This window comes from Roseateles sp. GW835-FHT13E02, assembly GCF_058794035.1.
Genome location: NZ_JBXAGJ010000001.1, coordinates 108010 through 123933, shown reverse-complemented (window position 1 = coordinate 123933; position 15924 = coordinate 108010). Strand labels below are relative to the sequence as shown.

Sequence of the window (15924 nt, the reverse complement as noted above, 5' to 3'; positions counted from 1 at the left end):
CTAGGCCGTGGCGCTGGCCAGGCCCAGGGTGCTCAATCGCTGGTGCAAGGCTTGCGCAAAGGCGGCTTCGGGGCGGAAGTCTAGCGCCACCACCCAGATGCGCGGGCCGCTTGCGGTGCTCGCCTCGGTGGGGCGCAGTTTGACTGCGTCCTTTTCCGTCACCAACAGATCACCCGGCTCGGCGCCCCAGGGGCGCTCGGCGAAGTCGTAGTGGTCGGGCAGGGCGTGGCGTGCGTGCAGCGTCAAGCCGCAGGCCTCCAGCATGTCAAAAAAGCGCGCCGGCTGGGCCATGCCGGCCGCGGCGGCCAGGGGGCGCCCGCGCAAGGCTTGGAGGTGTTCGAGCTGCGCCGGCTTGCCGGCCCACCAGTCCTGCAGGGACACCGCACCCGCGAGCATGCGCTCAGCCAGAAAACCGGGCAGGGCGGTGCTCGGCCGATCGGCGTTGTACAGCACCAGGTGGTCCGGCGGCAGCTGTGCCTGAAAGGGCTGACGCAGCGGGCCGGCCGGCAAGACATGGCCATTGCCAATGCCGCGGCTGTCGAAGACCAGGACCGAGAGTGCGCGCGGCAGGCGGCCATGCTGCAGGCCGTCATCGCTGATCAGCAACTGCAGTTCCGGATGGGCCTGCAACAGCGCGCGTGCGGCGGCCACCCGGTCGCGGCCCACGGCCACGGGCACGCCGCTGCGCAAATGGATCAACAAGGGCTCATCGCCGACCTGGCGGGCGGCACTGTCACGCTGCACCAGAGCCACCGCATCGTCCTCGCGCCCGTAGCCGCGAGAGACCACGCCGGCCCGGATGCCCCGGGCCTTTAAGAGTTGCAGCAGGGCCAGGGTGGTGGGCGTCTTGCCGGCGCCGCCGACGATCCAATTGCCCACCACGATCACCGGCACGGGCAGGGCTTCGGGTTTCAGGATGCCCAACTGGTAGAGCAGGCTGCGGCCAGCCCAGAGCAGGCGGTAGAGGCCCGAGAGCGGCAGCAAGCTGGTGGAGAGGGCGCCACCCGTGAGCCACTGCGCTTGCAGGGTCTGCGCCAGGGACGGAGACAAAGGCTGGGGCAGGGGCCGGGGCAGGGGCGCCGGCGGGCGCGGCGCGCCGGCAGGCGGCGCGGACGGTTCTTGCTCGGCGGCCATCACTGGCCGCTGGTTTGCGCGGCGAAGGTCAGGCGGGACAAGCCAGCGCGGCGCGCCGCGTCCATCACATTCACCACCGACTGGTGGGCGGCCGAGGCATCGGCGGACACGATCACCATGGTCTCCGGCCGGCCCTGGCTGGCCTGGGTCAGCGAGGCGGTCAGCAGCTCCACCGTGCGGCCTTCCACCGCCTGGCCGTTGATCACGTAGCGGCCATCGGCCGAGACGGCGATGATGATTTCCTGCGGCCGCTCTTTCAGCTGCTCGGAATTGGCCACCGGCAGCGCGATCTGCAGCTCGGTGAACTTCGAGTAGGTGGTGGACAGCATCAGGAAGATGAGGACCACCAGCAGTACGTCGATGAAGGGGATCAGATTGATCTCCGGCTCTTCGCTGCGGCGCTGTCTGAATTTCATCGTGGCAACTCCGCCGCAGGCTCAGGCCGTGTAGCGCTGCAGTTGGCTCAGCAGTCGCTCGCTGCTTTGCTCCAGCTCCAGCACATACTCTTCCACGCGGCCACGGAAGTAGCGGTAGAACATCAGCGAGGGAATCGCCACCATCAGGCCGAAGGCGGTGTTGTAGAGGGCGATGGAGATGCCGTGCGCCATCTGCGCCGGGTTGCCGCCGCCAGGCGTCTGGCTGCCGAAGATCTCGATCATGCCGACCACCGTGCCCAGCAGGCCCAGCAGGGGGGCGGCCGTGGCGATGGTGCCCAGGGTGTTGAGGTAGCGCTCCAGCTGGTGGATGGCGCGGCGACCGGCCAGCTCGAAGACCTGGCGCAGCTTGGCCTCTGGCAGCTGCGGCTCCAGCGTGACGGCGCGCAGGCCCGAGGCCAGCAACTCGCCCAGCAGGGAATGCTCGGCCAGGCGGTTGACCATATCGGGTGTGGGCAGGGACTGGCTGCTGATGCCCAGCACTTCATCGAGCAGGCGGGGCGGCACGATGCGGCTGCGGCGCAGGCTGGAGAAGCGCTCGATGATCAGGGCCAGGGCAATAACGGAACAGATCAGCAGGGGCCAAATCGGCCATCCGGCGGCTTGTATGATCGAAAACAAAGACAACCCCTGTCGTTGAATGCTGCGATTGCTGAAAAACCTGCCGCGGGGCGGGGCCCCTGTTGGGCGCCTCGCGATTGCGGGCGATTATGGCCCGAAGCGCGGGCCTTTCAAGCGAGCCTGGGGTTGACCATCAGTTGCCGTGCGCGCTGCGTGGCGGGCGGCGAAAATCGGCGCCGAACACTCATCCACTTTCGCTGTGGATAACTTTGTGGGCAAGCTGAGTTTTCATGCCGCCAGGGCCCGAAAATCCAGGCTCTGGGCTAAGTTGCCTCATTCTTAAGCAGAAAAAACACTTGAAAAACAAGCGCTTGTGTGCGTATGACGACGGCGTGACGGGCTCGACTTCCGGCCGGTCCATGATCGCGCTCTCTGTGGAGTTCTCGGCTGCTCAGAGCGAAAGGGTGCCGCATGTTTGACCGCTCCAGCGGCCCGCCGCAGCGCATGGTCTGGGGTGTGCAGGCCTTGCTGACGGCCGTCAGCGACAGCCTGGCCGCGCGCTTTTCGGTCTGCGTGGTCTGCGGCGAAATCTCCGGCTTCATGCGCGCGGGCAGCGGCCACTGTTATTTCAGCCTCAAGGACTCCAATGGTGCGGGTGCGGTGCTGCGCTGTGCCATGTTCCGCCGCGCCGCGGGCCTGCTCGACTTTTCGCCGGGAGAGGGCATGTTGGTCGAGCTGCGCGGCAAGGTCACGCTCTACGAGCCGCGCGGTGAGCTGCAGTTCATCGTCGAAAGCATGCGCCGCGCCGGCGCGGGCGCGCTGTATGAGCAATTCCTGCGTCTGAAAGCGCGGCTGGAGGCGCAGGGCTATTTCGATGCCGACCGCAAACGGCCACTGCCCGTGTTCCCGCGCCGTCTGGGTGTGGTCACCTCGCGCGCCGGGGCGGCCTTGCACGATGTGCTGACCGCGCTGGCGCGCCGTGCGCCCCATGTCGAGGTGGTGATCTATCCCTGCCTGGTGCAGGGTGAGCAGGCGCCGCCGCAGATCGTGCGGGCCCTGGAGCTGGCCAATGAGCGGCACGAGGTGGATGCCCTGCTGCTGGTGCGGGGCGGCGGCTCGCTGGAGGACTTGTGGGCTTTCAACGACGAGCGCGTGGTGCAGGCCCTGGCGCTCAGTGCCTTGCCGGTGATTTGCGGCGTTGGCCATGAAACCGATGTCACTCTGGCCGATCTGGCTGCGGACTTGCGTGCACCCACGCCGACCGCCGCGGCCGAGCTGGCCGCGCCCTCGCGCGAGGCGCATCTGGAGCGCCTGGCTGCGATCTCCGATGCCCTGAGCCGCCGCCTGGAGCAGCGCCTGGACGGCCTGGCCCAGCGCCTGGACCGCGCGGCCCTGCGCCTGGCCCGGCCGACCGAGGTGCTGACCCGTCAGCGCCGCCGCCTGGCCTTGCTGGCCCAGCGCTGGGGTCAGGCCTTGCCTCGGGTGCAGGCGGCCGAGGCCCAGCGCCTGGAACATCTGAGCCAGCGCCACCGCCGTGCGGCGCCGCAGCTGCTGCGGGCGCAGGTGCTGCGGCTCGAGGCCTTGCAGGCGCGGCTGTCGGCCCTGGACCCACAGCAGGTGCTGGCCCGCGGCTTCGCCTGGCTGGACGATGGCGAGGGCCGGGCCCTGATCTCGGTGCAGCAGCTGCAGCCGGGCCAGCGGGTCCATGCTGTGCTGGCCGACGGTGAGGCGCAGATGCAGGTGCTGGCGCCCCGGCCCAAGTCCGCCAAGTCTGCCAAGCCCGCCGACTGAAGGGTTATCACCGCCGCCCCGTCAAAGCCAACCAAGCTGCCTACAATCGCCCGCAACGTTCTGGCCCTTGCTGCCGGAGCCTCGTTTTCTTTCTCTCAATACAGCCCTGAGGAGTTGATATGGAACATCTGTTGCCCGCACTGCCCTATGCCAAGGACGCCCTGGCCCCTCACTACAGCGCCGAGACGCTGGAGTTCCACCACGGCAAGCACCACAACGCCTACGTGGTCAACCTGAACAATCTGCAAAAGGGCACCGAGTTCGAAGCCCTGAGCCTGGAAGAGATCGTCAAGAAGTCCAGCGGCCCGATCTACAACAACGCCGCCCAGATCTGGAACCACACCTTCTTCTGGAACTGCATGAAGCCCAACGGCGGCGGCGCACCGACCGGCGCTCTGGCCGAGGCCATCAACGCCAAGTGGGGCAGCCTGGATGCCTTCAAGGAAGCCTTCACCAAGAGCGCCGTGGGCAACTTCGGTTCCGGCTGGACCTGGCTGGTGAAGAAGGCCGACGGTAGCCTGGACATCGTCAACACCGGCGCTGCCGGCACGCCGCTGACCACCTCCGACACCGCGCTGCTGACCATCGACGTGTGGGAGCATGCCTACTACATCGACTACCGCAATCTGCGTCCCAAGTTCGTGGAGACCTTCCTGAACCATCTGGTCAACTGGGACTTTGCTGCGGCGAACTTCGCCTGAAATCGCGAGTCGCCTAGATTTCGAAAGGGGCCGGCGTTAGCCGGCCTCTTTTTTTCTGGGGTCGCCTGCTGCGTGGAATGAAGCAGCTTTGCGACACGGCCTTGATAAATGTCATGACGAGGCGAGGAGTTCGGGCCTAGATTACGACTACGGCTGCCGAACCATGATCCCCATTACCGCTCCAGTTATTTCTCCTTCAGAGCTTGCCGGCGAGGCCAGGGCGGGTCAGCCTGTCGCAGGCTCCGCGCCTGCGGCGATTGCGCCCCTGGATGACCCCGATTTGTTGGCGCCCTTCACGCGTTGGCCGGGTGGTGAGTCGGTGGCGGAATCTCAGTTCCAGCTCTCCGGCCTGCATTGCGCGGCCTGTGCTGGCATCATCGAACGGGCCTTGTTGGAGCTGCCGGGGGTGAAGGGCGCCGTGGTCAATGCGGCCAGCGCGCGCCTGAGCCTGCGCTGGCTGCCCACGCAGAATCGACTGGCTGCAGTGCTGGCGCGTATCGAGCGAGCTGGTTACGGCGCTGCGCCCGATGTGGCTGCGCCAGCCCGCCAGTTGCGTGAGCGCGAACAACGCCAGGCCGTCTGGCGCCTCTTTGTCGCCGCCTTCCTGATGATGCAGGTGATGATGATGGCGGCGCCGGCCTATTTTGCCGAGCCCGGGGATCTGAGCCCCGATCTGGAGCGCCTGCTGCAATGGGCCAGCTGGGTGATGAGCCTGCCGGTGCTCTTGTTCTCGGCCGGCCCATTTTTCCGCGCCGCCTGGCAGCAGCTGCGCGCGCGCCGCCTGGGCATGGATGTGCCGGTGGCTCTGGGGCTGGCGGTCACCTTTGTCGCCAGCAGCGGGGCTTTGTTTGAGCCGGGTGGCCTGTTCGGCCGCGAGGTGTATTTCGACTCGCTGACCATGTTCGTCACCTTCCTGCTGGCCGGGCGCTGGCTGGAGCTGCGGGCGCGCCATCGGGCGGCGGGTACGTTGGAGGCGGCCAACTCGGCGCTGCCGGATGCGGTGGAGCGCATCGAAGCCGATGGTTCGGTCAGCCGCGTGGCGCCCATCCGCCTGCGCGTGGGGGACCTGGTGCGCATCGTGGCGGGCCAGGCTTTTCCGGCCGATGGTCGTGTGGAGCGCGGCAGCAGTGCGGCCAATGAGGCCTTGCTCAGCGGGGAGTCTCAGCCGGTGGCCAAGACCGTGGGCGACGAGGTGGTGGCGGCCAGCATCAATGTGCAAGCACCGCTGTGGGTGCGGGTCAGCCGCGTTGGCGCCGACACCCGCCATGAAGCCATCCAGCGCCTGATGCGCGAGGCCATGAGCCAGCGCCCGGCCATGGTCGAGCTGGCGGACCGGGTGGCGGGCTATTTTCTGTGGGCCGTGTTGCTGCTGGCCGGCCTGGCCGCAGCAGCGTGGAGCCAGATCGAGCCCGGTCGTGCGGTCTGGGTGGCGGTGTCGGTGTTGATCGTCACTTGTCCCTGCGCTTTGTCTCTGGCGGCGCCGGCCGCGCGTTTGGCCGCGACCGGTGCCCTGGCTCGCCGTGGCTTGTTGCTGGTCCATATGGATCTGCTGGAGACCATGTGCAAGGTCGACACCGTGGTGCTCGACAAAACCGGCACCCTGACCGAGGACCGCATGAGCTTGCTGGCCCACGCGGCGGCTGATCCCGCGCAAGCGGCCGAACTGCTGGCGGCGGCGCGCAGCCTGGCGCAGCAGTCGCAGCATCCATTTTCGCGCGCCCTGGTGCAGAGCGCGGGATCGCAGAGCGCGCCGACTCAAGACAGCGAGACAGCCGCGGGCAAGCTGTGGTCCGAGGTGCAGGAGCATCCCGGGCAAGGCCTGCAGGCCCGCGATGCCCAGGGCCGGGTCTGGCGCCTTGGCGCGCCGGCCTGGGTGGCCACGGCGGGCCTGCCGGAAACCCTGCCTGCCGATTTGCGCCGCGACGCGCAGCTGGCTTTTGCCTGCCAGGGCCAGGACCAGGGCCAGCAGGCAGAGGGTCAGGTCTTGCTGATGCAGTTTGGCGAGTGCTTGCGCGCCGATGCGCTCCAGGCTTTGCAGCGCCTGCATGCCCTCGGACTGGAAACGGTCTTGTTGTCCGGCGATGCGCCGGCGCGGGCTGAGGCCTTGTCCCGGCAGGCGGGCGTGCAGCGCGCCATCGGCGGCGCCAGTCCGGAGCGCAAGCTGGCCGAGGTGCAGCGCCTGCAAGAGGCGGGGCACTGTGTCTTGATGGTGGGCGACGGCATCAACGATGCGCCGGTGCTGGCGCGGGCCGATGCCAGCGTGGTGATGGGGCAGGGCGCCATGCTGGCGCGGGCCAGTGCCGATGCGCTCTTGCTGTCCGGCCGTTTGACCGATCTGGCGCAGCTGCGTGAATTGGCCTTGCGCACGCGCCGCATCATCCGCCAGAACCTGGCTTGGGCGGCTGGCTACAACGCGGCCTGCATTCCCCTGGCGCTGGCCGGCTATCTGCCGCCTTGGGCTGCCGGCCTGGGCATGGCCTGCAGCTCGGTCTGGGTGGTCTTGAACGCGCAGCGTCTGGCGCGCAATCTGAACGGACGCTGAGCATGGAAGTTCTGTATCTCTTGATCCCGGTGTCGGTGCTCTTGGTGCTGGTGATCGTGGGTGTGTTTGGGTGGGCAATTAACAACGGCCAACTCGAAGATCTGGAGCGCGAAGGCGTTCGTATTCTTGAAGAAGCTGCGGGGGTTGATGAAGGTCAATCCTCCGCTCCGGGCGCTGGCAAAGAATCGCCCTCGTCAAACTAAAAGCTGCAAGGAGCCAAAACAAATGGCAAAGACTGCTGCGCCGGACATTGCATCCGGAGGCGTATACGAGGATGGTGTGGTACGTGCATTCGCACTGGCCGCTGTTCTCTGGGGTGTTGTGGGCATGTTGGTGGGGGTGATCATTGCCGCCCAGCTGACCTGGCCGGAACTCAATCTGGGCATTCCATGGCTGAGCTATGGCCGCTTGCGACCGCTGCATACCAATGCGGTGATCTTCGCGTTCGGTGGTTGCACCCTGTTCGCCACGGCTTATCACGTGGTGCAGCGCACCGGCCAGACGCGCCTGTTCGCGCCCGGCCTGGCCTGGTTCACGTTCTGGGGCTGGCAGCTGGTCATCCTCTCGGCCGCGCTCACCCTGCCGCTGGGCATCACCAGCGGCAAGGAATACGCTGAACTGGAATGGCCGATCGACATCCTGATCACCCTGGTCTGGGTCTCCTACGCCGTGGTGTTCTTCGGCACCGTCGGCACCCGCAAGGTCAAGCACATCTATGTGGCCAACTGGTTCTTCGGCGCCTTCATCATCGCCGTCGCCCTGCTGCATTTGGTCAACAGTGCCGCCATCCCGGTGAGCTTGTTCAAGAGCTACTCGGCCTACGCTGGTGTGCAGGATGCCATGGTGCAATGGTGGTACGGCCACAATGCCGTGGGCTTCTTCCTGACAGCAGGTTTCCTGGGCATGATGTACTACTACATCCCCAAGCAAGCCGGCCGCCCGGTCTACAGCTACCGCCTGTCCATCGTCCACTTCTGGGCGCTGATCTTCACCTATATGTGGGCGGGCCCGCACCATCTGCACTACACCGCGCTGCCGGATTGGGCGCAATCGGTGGGCATGGTGTTCTCTCTGGTGCTGCTGGCGCCCAGCTGGGGCGGCATGATCAACGGCATCATGACCCTGAGCGGTGCATGGCACAAGCTGCGTGACGACCCGATCCTGAAGTTCCTGATCGTGTCCCTGTCCTTCTACGGCATGTCGACCTTCGAAGGTCCGATGATGTCCATCAAGACCGTCAATGCGCTGAGCCACTACACCGACTGGACCGTGGGCCACGTGCATTCGGGTGCCCTGGGCTGGGTGGGTCTGATCTCCATGGGTTCGCTCTACCACCTGATTCCCCGCATGTTTGGTCGCACCGAGATGTACTCGAAGAAGGCCATTGAGCTGCACTTCTGGGTCGCGACCCTGGGCATCGTGCTCTACATCGCCGCGATGTGGATTGCCGGTGTGATGCAAGGCCTGATGTGGCGCGCGGTCAATCCGGACGGCAGCCTGGTCTACACCTTCGTGGAGAGCGTCAAGGCCACCTATCCCTTCTACGTGATCCGTCTGCTGGGTGGCGTGCTCTACCTGGGCGGCATGTTGGTGATGGCCTGGAACGTGGTGAAGACGGTGCAAGTGGGCCGTGCCGTCAAGGCACCGATCCCCACGTTGGTGGCCGCCTGAAGCGCTGAACGCGAGATCCAAGGAGAAATACAAAATGGCATCCACAGAACACAAGTCCAGTGGCCATCAGCGCATCGAGACCAGCAATTTCTTGATGATTGTGCTGACCCTGGTGACGGTGCTGGCAGGTGGCGCGGTTGAAATCGTGCCGCTGTTCTTCCAGCGCTCCACCACCGAGGCTGCGCCTGGCCTCAAGCCCTACACGCCGCTGCAGCTGGCCGGTCGGGACGTCTACATCCGCGAAGGTTGCTACAACTGCCACTCGCAGATGGTTCGCCCTTTCCGGTCAGAGACCCTGCGTTACGGTCATTACTCGACCGCCGGTGAGTTTGTCTACGACCACCCCTTCCAATGGGGCAGCAAGCGCACCGGTCCCGACCTGCACCGTGTTGGCGGCAAGTACAGCGATGAATGGCACCGCATTCACCTGATCAATCCGCGGGATCTGGTGCCGGAGTCGAACATGCCAGCCTATCCCTGGTTGGCCGGCGCTCAGCTGAACCCGGCTGAGCTGGCACCCAAGATGAAGGCCCTGCGCACCGTGGGCGTGCCCTACACCGACGCCGAGATCGCCGGCGCGGCCGACGAAGTCAAGGGCAAGACCGAAATGGAAGCTGTGATTGCTTATCTGCAGGTGCTCGGCACCGCGCTGAAGTAATAAGCAAGAAGGAGTCCGCAATGGATATCAATAGCTTGAGAACGGCGGTGACCCTGCTGTCACTGCTGGTGTTCCTGGTGATCGTGGTCTGGACCTACTCCAGCCGCAACAAGGCGCACTTTGACGAATTGGCCGGCATGGCCTTGCAAGACGAAGCCGATGGGAGGCCTCAATGAGTGATTTTTTCTCTGACGGTTGGTCCATGTTCGTGGCCGGCGTGACGGTGGCTGGCCTGGTGTTCTGCATCGTCTTGCTGCTGGTCGCCGCTCGCCACCGCGTCATGGCCAGTGACAACAGCACGGGTCATGTGTGGGACGAAGACCTGCGCGAGATGAACAACCCCTTGCCGCGCTGGTGGGCGATTCTGTTCGTGCTGACGGTGGTGTTCGCCGGCATCTATCTGGCGGCCTACCCCGGCCTCGGCGCGAACAAGGGCTCGCTGGGCTGGAGCAGCGCGGGTCAGTACGAGAAAGAGCAGGCCGATGCCCACAAGGCCATGAGCGCGCTGTACGCCAAGTTCAACGGCAAGCCGGTGGAGCAGCTGGCCCAGAACCCGGAAGCCATGGCCATTGGTGAGCGCCTGTTCGCCAACAACTGCGCCGGTTGCCACGGCTCGGACGCCAAGGGCAGCAAGGGCTTCCCCAACCTGACCGACAGCGACTGGCTCTACGGCGGTTCGCACGAGACCATCGTGCAAACCATCAGCAACGGCCGCAACGGCGTCATGCCGCCCATGGCTGCCGCCGTTGGCACGCCCGAGGACGTGCGCAACCTGGCCAACTATGTGCTGAGCCTCTCGGGCAGCGCCCACAACTCCATCGCCGCGCAAAAGGGCAAGGAGAAGTTCGGTGCCTGCGCTGCCTGCCACGGCGCCGATGGCAAAGGCAACCAAGCCCTGGGTGCGCCCAACCTGACCGACAAGATCTGGCTGCATGGCTGGGGTGAAGATGCGGTCATGGCCATGATCAACAATGGCAAAAACAATCTGATGCCGGCCCAGTCGACCCGTCTGAGTGCCGAACAGATCCAGGTGCTTGGTGCCTATGTCTGGAGCCTGTCTAACAACAAAACTGTGGCCACGGCCCCTTGAGTGATCGACCATGACTGAAGCCCGGGCAGTACCGCCGGCGCCCCGCGTCGGACCGGCCATCGCTCCTGCGCCAGCCGCCAAGCCGGCGGATGGCGAGGATGCGGTGGTAGAGATCGTCTCGCTCTACGCAGCGCAGAAGAAGATCTACCCCCGTGCCGTGTCCGGCCTCTTCGCCTCCTGGCGTTGGGCGCTGGTCTGGTTCACGCAGATCCTGTTTTACGGTCTGCCCTGGCTGCTTTGGAACGACCGGCAGGCGGTGCTCTTCGAGCTCGCCAGCCGGCGTTTTTACATTTTTAGCCTGGTCCTGTACCCGCAGGATTTCATTTACCTGACCGGGCTGCTGCTGATCTCGGCCTATGCCCTGTTCCTGTTCACCGCCGTGGCCGGGCGGCTGTGGTGCGGCTATGCCTGCCCGCAGACGGTCTACACCGAAATTTTCTTGTGGATCGAGCGGCAGTTCGAGGGTGACCGCCAGGCGCGCATGAAGCTGGATGCCTCGCCTTGGGGCTTCAACAAGCTGTGGCGCAAGGGCGGCAAGCAGCTGGTGTGGATCGCCGTCGCGCTCTGGACCGGCTTCACTTTTGTCGGCTATTTCACCCCGATCAAGTCCTTGTGGGCTGAGGCGTTCACGCTCAGCTTTGGCCCTTGGGAATGGTTCTGGGTGCTGTTCTACGCCTTTGCGACCTACGGCTTCGCGGGCTTCATGCGTGAGCAGGTCTGCAAATACATGTGTCCCTACGCGCGCTTCCAGAGCGCCATGTTCGACAAGGACACATTGATCATCAGCTACGACGCCGAGCGCGGCGAACCGCGCGGCTCCCGCAGCAAGAAGGCCAGCGTGGACGAAGTCAAGGCCGCGGGACTGGGGTCGTGCATCGACTGCACCCTGTGTGTCCAGGTTTGCCCCACAGGCATCGACATCCGCAAGGGCTTGCAGTACGAGTGCATCGGTTGTGCCGCCTGCATCGACGTCTGTGATGGCGTCATGGACAAGATGAACTACCCGCGTGGCCTGATCCGCTACGACACGCAAAACGGCTTGCAGCAACACCTGAGCCCGGCGCAAAAGCTGCGCCGCCTGTTCCGCCCGCGTGTGGTGATCTACACCGTGGTCTTGTTCGTGTTGTGCACCGCCTTGCTGGCCAGCCTCTTGTTCCTGCGCAGCCCCGTCAAGCTCGATGTGGTGCGTGACCGTGGTGTGCTGGCCCGCGTGGTGGAAGATGGCTATGTCGAGAACCTCTACCGATTGCAGGTCATGAACGCCACCGAACAGAATCACCGTTATCAGGTGACGGTCAGCGGCATGGAGGGCATCAAACTGGAGCAGGTGGCTGAGCTCAGTGTTGCACCGGCCGAGGCGCGCTGGCTGACGCTGTCGGTGCGGGTGCCGCCCGAGACAGCGGCCCGCGCGGCGCAGGATCGCAAGGGCTCGCACGCGATCGAGTTCCAGCTGCGTAGCCTCGACGGCGCCAGCAGCGGTGCGACCGTCGTGCATGAAAAATCAACCTTCATCGTGCCGCGCTGAACCAAGCTTGGCACACACACAGGAGACGAGACGCATGAGCCAGAATTTCAAGCCCGAAAATGGCACGGCGGCCCCCAAGGCCGCTGGCTGGTGGCGCACGCCGATGATGTGGCTGGTGGTTGGCGGCCCGGCGCTGGTGATTGTGGCCAGCTTCATCACTCTGAGCTTGGCCATCAACAACCCCGACCCCGTGCTGGAGGACAAGGTGGTGGCCAACAAGGCCAGCGGTAGCAAGGCCCTGGTTCCTGCGCGTGAAGCGCGCAACCATGCAGCCACTGGCGGGCAGTGATCATGGACGCGGCTGATCCGTCCGCATCGGCAGTTCCCAAGCAAAGTAGCCGCTGGGCCATGGCAGTGGCTTGGCCATCCTTTTTCATGGCCGGGGTGATGGAGGCTCTGGTGTTTGCGGTCGTCGACCCCAGTGATCTGAGCTGGTTTGGCGCCGAGCGCCTGGATTGGTCGCGTCAGGCGGTCTATACCGTCAGCTTCATGATCTTTTGGTTGGTCATCAGCCTGGCAGCCAGTGTCAGCGTCATGCTGGCCACCTTGCCTGATTTGCCCGAGGACGCCCACCCGCGCGGCTGGCCGCGTTGATCCCGCAATGCGATTCGCCCGCCCGGCGTGGTGGCGCCAAACAAAAAGGCCTTCGTTCACACGAAGGCCTTTTTGTTTGACTGCGCCGCCCATGCCGCGGGCGCGTTGATCTCAGCAGTTGCTGTTGTTGACCAGCTTTTGCAGGCCGGCCTGGTCGAGGATGCGCAGGTGCCGTTGCTTCACCTCCAGCAGGCCTTCTTCCTGGAACTTGGAGAAGGTGCGGCTGACGGTCTCCAGCTTCAGGCCCAGATAGCTGCCAATTTCCTCGCGCGTCATGCGCAGCACCAGGGCGGCGGCCGAGAAGCCGCGGGCTTGCAAGCGCTGGGTCAGGTTGAGCAGGAAGGCGGCCAGGCGTTCTTCGGCCCGCATGCTGCCTAGCAGCAGCATCACGCCGTGGTCGCGCACGATCTCGCGGCTCATGATCTTGTGGAACTGGCGCTGCAGATCGGTGAACTCGCGCGACAACTCTTCGAGCTGTTCGAAGGGGATCACGCAGACCTGGGAGTCTTCCAGTGCGACAGCGTCACAGCTGTGGCGGTCGGTGCTGATGCCGTCCAGGCCCAGCAATTCGCCGGCCATCTGGAAGCCGGTGACCTGGTCGCGACCATCTTCCGAGGACACGCAGGTTTTGAAGAAGCCCGTGCGCACGGCGTAGAGCGACTGGAACTCGTCGCCGCTGCGAAACAGGGTGTCACCTCGAGCCACGCTGCGGCGGGTGGCCACCAGCTGGTCCAGCTGATCCAGGTCGCCGGAGGATAAGCCCACCGGCAGGCACAGCTCGCGCAAATTGCAGCTGGAGCAGGCGACCTTCAGCGGCTCAAACTTGATAGGGACGGTGGCATTCATCGTGTGCTTTTTAAGGGATTCGCAGGCAGCAGGCGGAGCAGACTGGGGCTGCGGGACTTCCAGATTTTTCACGGACATGAGCATGATGCACCTCAAACATGGGTGCATTGTTGGGTCGACAATGCGCGCCGAGCTTGATCCTTGTCAAGTCGGCTCGCCAAAGCCTTGGCAAAGTGCGGCCCATGGTACAGAACATTCAAGACCGAGGCCCTCGGCAACCTGAGACAAAGCCTGCCAGCGGCGCTGCGGCGGGTGCGCCCGCAGCCGCACAAATCAACGAAGCGCTCTTGCGACGCTTCGATGTATCCGGGCCTCGCTACACCTCGTACCCCACGGCCGATCGCTTCGTCGAAGCCTTCACCATCGAGCAATACCAGCAGGCGCTGGCGCAACGCGCGGGCGGTTCGCAGGTGGGCGGCAACACGCCGCTGTCGCTCTATGTCCACATTCCGTTCTGCGAATCGGTCTGCTATTACTGCGCCTGCAACAAGGTCATCACCAAGCACCATGATCGTGCCACCGAGTACCTGCAGGCCTTGGTGACCGAGATGGACCTGACCCTGGAGCACCTGGGCCGGGGCGCGGCGGTCTCGCAGCTGCATTTGGGTGGCGGTTCTCCGACCTTCCTGAGCGACGCGGAGCTGAGCCAGCTGATGCAGGCCATGCTGGAGCGCTTCCGCCTGGCGCCGGGCGCCGAGGTGTCGATTGAAGTGGATCCGCGCACGGTCAGCGTCGAGCGCCTGGCCCATCTGCGTCAGCTGGGCTTCAACCGCCTGAGCTTTGGCGTGCAGGACTTTGACCCCGAGGTACAGAAGGCCGTGCATCGCCAGCAGAGCTACGAAAGTGTTGAGGCCTTGATGGTCTCTGCCCGCTCGCTGGGATTTGAATCCACCAATGTGGATCTGATCTACGGTCTGCCGCTGCAAACACCCGAGTCCTTTGCTCGCACCATCGAGCAGGTGGGGGCGCTCAAGCCCGACCGCATCGCGCTCTACGGCTATGCCCATCTGCCGCAGCGCTTTAAGCCGCAGCGCCGCATCAATGAGGCCGAGCTGCCGGTGGCGGGCGACAAGATCACCATGCTGGCGGCGGCCATCAGCGGCTTTGAGCGCCATGGCTACAGCTATATCGGCATGGATCACTTTGCCTTGGCCAGCGACTCCTTGGCCGTGGCCAAGCGCCAGGGTCGGCTGCACCGCAATTTCCAGGGTTACAGCACCCAGCCGGACTGCGACCTGATTGCGCTCGGCGTCTCGGCCATCGGCCGGGTGGGCGCCAGCTACAGCCAGAACGCCAAGACCCTGGACGAGTACTACGACGCGTTGAATCAGGGCCAGTTGCCCATCCAGCGTGGCTTGGCCCTCACGCGGGACGACATCGCCCGGCGTGCCGTCATCATGGCCTTGATGTGCCAGGGGCGGCTGGAGTTTGAGTCCATCGAGTTGGCGCATCTGCTCAGCTTTGAGCAGTACTTCAAGCCCGAGATGGAGCGCATCCGCGAGCTGGCCGAGCAAGGCCTGGTGGTGCTGGAGCCGGGGGCCATCCAGGTCACGCCCATGGGCTGGTATTTCGTGCGTGCAGTTGCTATGGTGTTTGACCGATACCTGCAAGCCGATCGCAGCCGTGAGCGCTTCTCCCGCATCATCTGATCCCCATGCTTGACGCCAGCCTGGCCGCGTCCGCCGCCCTGATGGGGCTGGCGGGCACGCCGCACTGCCTGGCGATGTGCGGCGCCACCTGCGCGGCGGCGGGCGCGCGTTCGCCGCTCGCGTTTCAGTTCGGCCGCCTGCTCGGCTACAGCCTGGCCGGGGCGGTGGCGGCCGCCAGCATGCAGCTGCTCAGCCAGATGGGCCAGGCCACGGCACTGCTGCGGCCTTTCTGGGTGCTCATTCACGTGGCGGCTTTTCTGCTCGGCATGTCCTTGCTGTGGCGGGGGCGCCAGCCGGCCTGGATGGAGCGCTTGGGTCAGGATGTGGCGCGCCAAGTCGAAGTGCCTGTGGCCGGTTTGCGGCAAGGTGGCTTGGCTTTGGCTGGCCCCAAGCGCGCGGCCCGGGCAGGCCTGGCCGGCCTGGCCTGGGTGGCCTGGCCTTGTGGTCTTTTGCAGTCGGCACTGCTGCTCTCGGCCCTGGCCTCGGGGCCGGCGCAGGGTGGGGCGGTGATGGCCAGTTTTGCCTTGAGCTCGGGAGCCGGTCTGGCGCTCGGGCCCTGGCTGCTGCGCCGCCTGCGCCAGTCCAAGGACGGCGGCGCCGAGGGCTTGCGCTGGTCCGTGCGCCTGGGTGGCCTGGGCCTGGCGTCCGCCTCGGCCTGGGCCTTGGGCCATGGGGTGTGGGCGCAGATTGCCGCCGTGTGCAGCCAGTGGGCCTGATCCAGGCGCCGA

Annotated in this window: 17 protein-coding genes; 13 read left to right on the top strand and 4 right to left on the bottom strand. The window is 65.4% G+C overall.

Features of this window, described 5'->3' with window-relative positions; all coding sequences use genetic code 11:
* The 3 genes from lpxK to AC1Q6P_RS00520 are packed head-to-tail and all read right to left on the bottom strand — an operon-like array spanning position 1 to position 2189.
* Positions 1-1134, bottom strand: coding sequence for a tetraacyldisaccharide 4'-kinase (gene lpxK / locus AC1Q6P_RS00530; RefSeq protein ID WP_492663886.1), 1134 nt, complete (start codon positions 1132-1134; stop codon positions 1-3).
* Positions 1134-1550 (bottom strand): ExbD/TolR family protein, encoded by a 417-nt coding sequence (locus AC1Q6P_RS00525; protein ID WP_102767186.1) that lies wholly within the window; start codon positions 1548-1550, stop codon positions 1134-1136. Before AC1Q6P_RS00525 ends, lpxK begins: the two co-directional genes overlap by 1 nt.
* 21 nt (positions 1551-1571) lie before the next feature.
* Complete coding sequence (locus AC1Q6P_RS00520; protein WP_102767185.1) at positions 1572-2189, bottom strand: MotA/TolQ/ExbB proton channel family protein; 618 nt, start codon at positions 2187-2189, stop codon at positions 1572-1574.
* A 411-nt stretch (positions 2190-2600) separates the two neighbouring features.
* Between AC1Q6P_RS00520 and xseA the strand changes: the two genes are divergently transcribed.
* The 11 genes from xseA to AC1Q6P_RS00465 all read left to right on the top strand — a co-directional run bounded on the left by xseA (position 2601) and on the right by AC1Q6P_RS00465 (position 12701).
* A complete protein-coding gene (xseA, locus tag AC1Q6P_RS00515; protein ID WP_492663885.1) occupies positions 2601-3920 on the top strand; it encodes an exodeoxyribonuclease VII large subunit in 1320 nt (439 codons plus the stop codon).
* Positions 3921-4039: 119 nt separating this feature from the next.
* Positions 4040-4621 carry a superoxide dismutase gene (locus AC1Q6P_RS00510; RefSeq protein WP_492663884.1) on the top strand — a complete coding sequence of 194 codons (582 nt, stop codon included), beginning with the start codon at positions 4040-4042 and terminating at the stop codon, positions 4619-4621.
* 280 nt (positions 4622-4901) lie between these two features.
* A complete protein-coding gene (locus AC1Q6P_RS00505) occupies positions 4902-7163 on the top strand; it encodes a heavy metal translocating P-type ATPase (protein WP_492663883.1) in 2262 nt (753 codons plus the stop codon).
* A gap of 2 nt (positions 7164-7165) precedes the next feature.
* The gene (ccoS, locus tag AC1Q6P_RS00500) at positions 7166-7366 is read left to right on the top strand and encodes a cbb3-type cytochrome oxidase assembly protein CcoS (RefSeq protein ID WP_102767181.1); all 201 of its coding nucleotides are present in this window, start codon (positions 7166-7168) and stop codon (positions 7364-7366) included.
* A 22-nt stretch (positions 7367-7388) separates the two neighbouring features.
* Positions 7389-8834, top strand: coding sequence for a cytochrome-c oxidase, cbb3-type subunit I (ccoN, locus tag AC1Q6P_RS00495; protein WP_102767180.1), 1446 nt, complete (start codon positions 7389-7391; stop codon positions 8832-8834).
* A gap of 34 nt (positions 8835-8868) precedes the next feature.
* Positions 8869-9492 (top strand): cytochrome-c oxidase, cbb3-type subunit II, encoded by a 624-nt coding sequence (gene ccoO, locus AC1Q6P_RS00490; RefSeq protein WP_171825971.1) that lies wholly within the window; start codon positions 8869-8871, stop codon positions 9490-9492.
* Positions 9493-9512: 20 nt separating this feature from the next.
* The gene (locus AC1Q6P_RS00485; protein WP_102767178.1) at positions 9513-9668 is read left to right on the top strand and encodes a cbb3-type cytochrome oxidase subunit 3; all 156 of its coding nucleotides are present in this window, start codon (positions 9513-9515) and stop codon (positions 9666-9668) included.
* Positions 9665-10582 (top strand): cytochrome-c oxidase, cbb3-type subunit III, encoded by a 918-nt coding sequence (gene ccoP / locus AC1Q6P_RS00480; protein WP_171825972.1) that lies wholly within the window; start codon positions 9665-9667, stop codon positions 10580-10582. Before AC1Q6P_RS00485 ends, ccoP begins: the two co-directional genes overlap by 4 nt.
* Positions 10583-10592: 10 nt before the next feature.
* Positions 10593-12107 (top strand): cytochrome c oxidase accessory protein CcoG, encoded by a 1515-nt coding sequence (gene ccoG, locus AC1Q6P_RS00475; protein ID WP_492663882.1) that lies wholly within the window; start codon positions 10593-10595, stop codon positions 12105-12107.
* A gap of 34 nt (positions 12108-12141) precedes the next feature.
* Positions 12142-12396 carry a hypothetical protein gene (locus AC1Q6P_RS00470; protein WP_102767175.1) on the top strand — a complete coding sequence of 85 codons (255 nt, stop codon included), beginning with the start codon at positions 12142-12144 and terminating at the stop codon, positions 12394-12396.
* A gap of 59 nt (positions 12397-12455) precedes the next feature.
* Positions 12456-12701, top strand: coding sequence for a hypothetical protein (locus AC1Q6P_RS00465; protein ID WP_243392728.1), 246 nt, complete (start codon positions 12456-12458; stop codon positions 12699-12701).
* Between the two features lie 111 nt (positions 12702-12812).
* Here the strand turns inward: AC1Q6P_RS00465 and fnr are convergent, their stop codons facing one another.
* A complete protein-coding gene (gene fnr / locus AC1Q6P_RS00460; RefSeq protein ID WP_102767173.1) occupies positions 12813-13547 on the bottom strand; it encodes a fumarate/nitrate reduction transcriptional regulator Fnr in 735 nt (244 codons plus the stop codon).
* 182 nt (positions 13548-13729) lie between these two features.
* Between fnr and hemN the strand changes: the two genes are divergently transcribed.
* Both hemN and AC1Q6P_RS00450 read left to right on the top strand, forming a co-directional pair.
* Entirely contained in the window at positions 13730-15196 is a 1467-nt protein-coding gene (gene hemN, locus AC1Q6P_RS00455; RefSeq protein WP_102769508.1) for an oxygen-independent coproporphyrinogen III oxidase, read from the top strand.
* A 5-nt stretch (positions 15197-15201) separates the two neighbouring features.
* Positions 15202-15912 carry a sulfite exporter TauE/SafE family protein gene (locus AC1Q6P_RS00450; protein ID WP_102767172.1) on the top strand — a complete coding sequence of 237 codons (711 nt, stop codon included), beginning with the start codon at positions 15202-15204 and terminating at the stop codon, positions 15910-15912.
* Positions 15913-15924 lie beyond the last annotated feature (12 nt).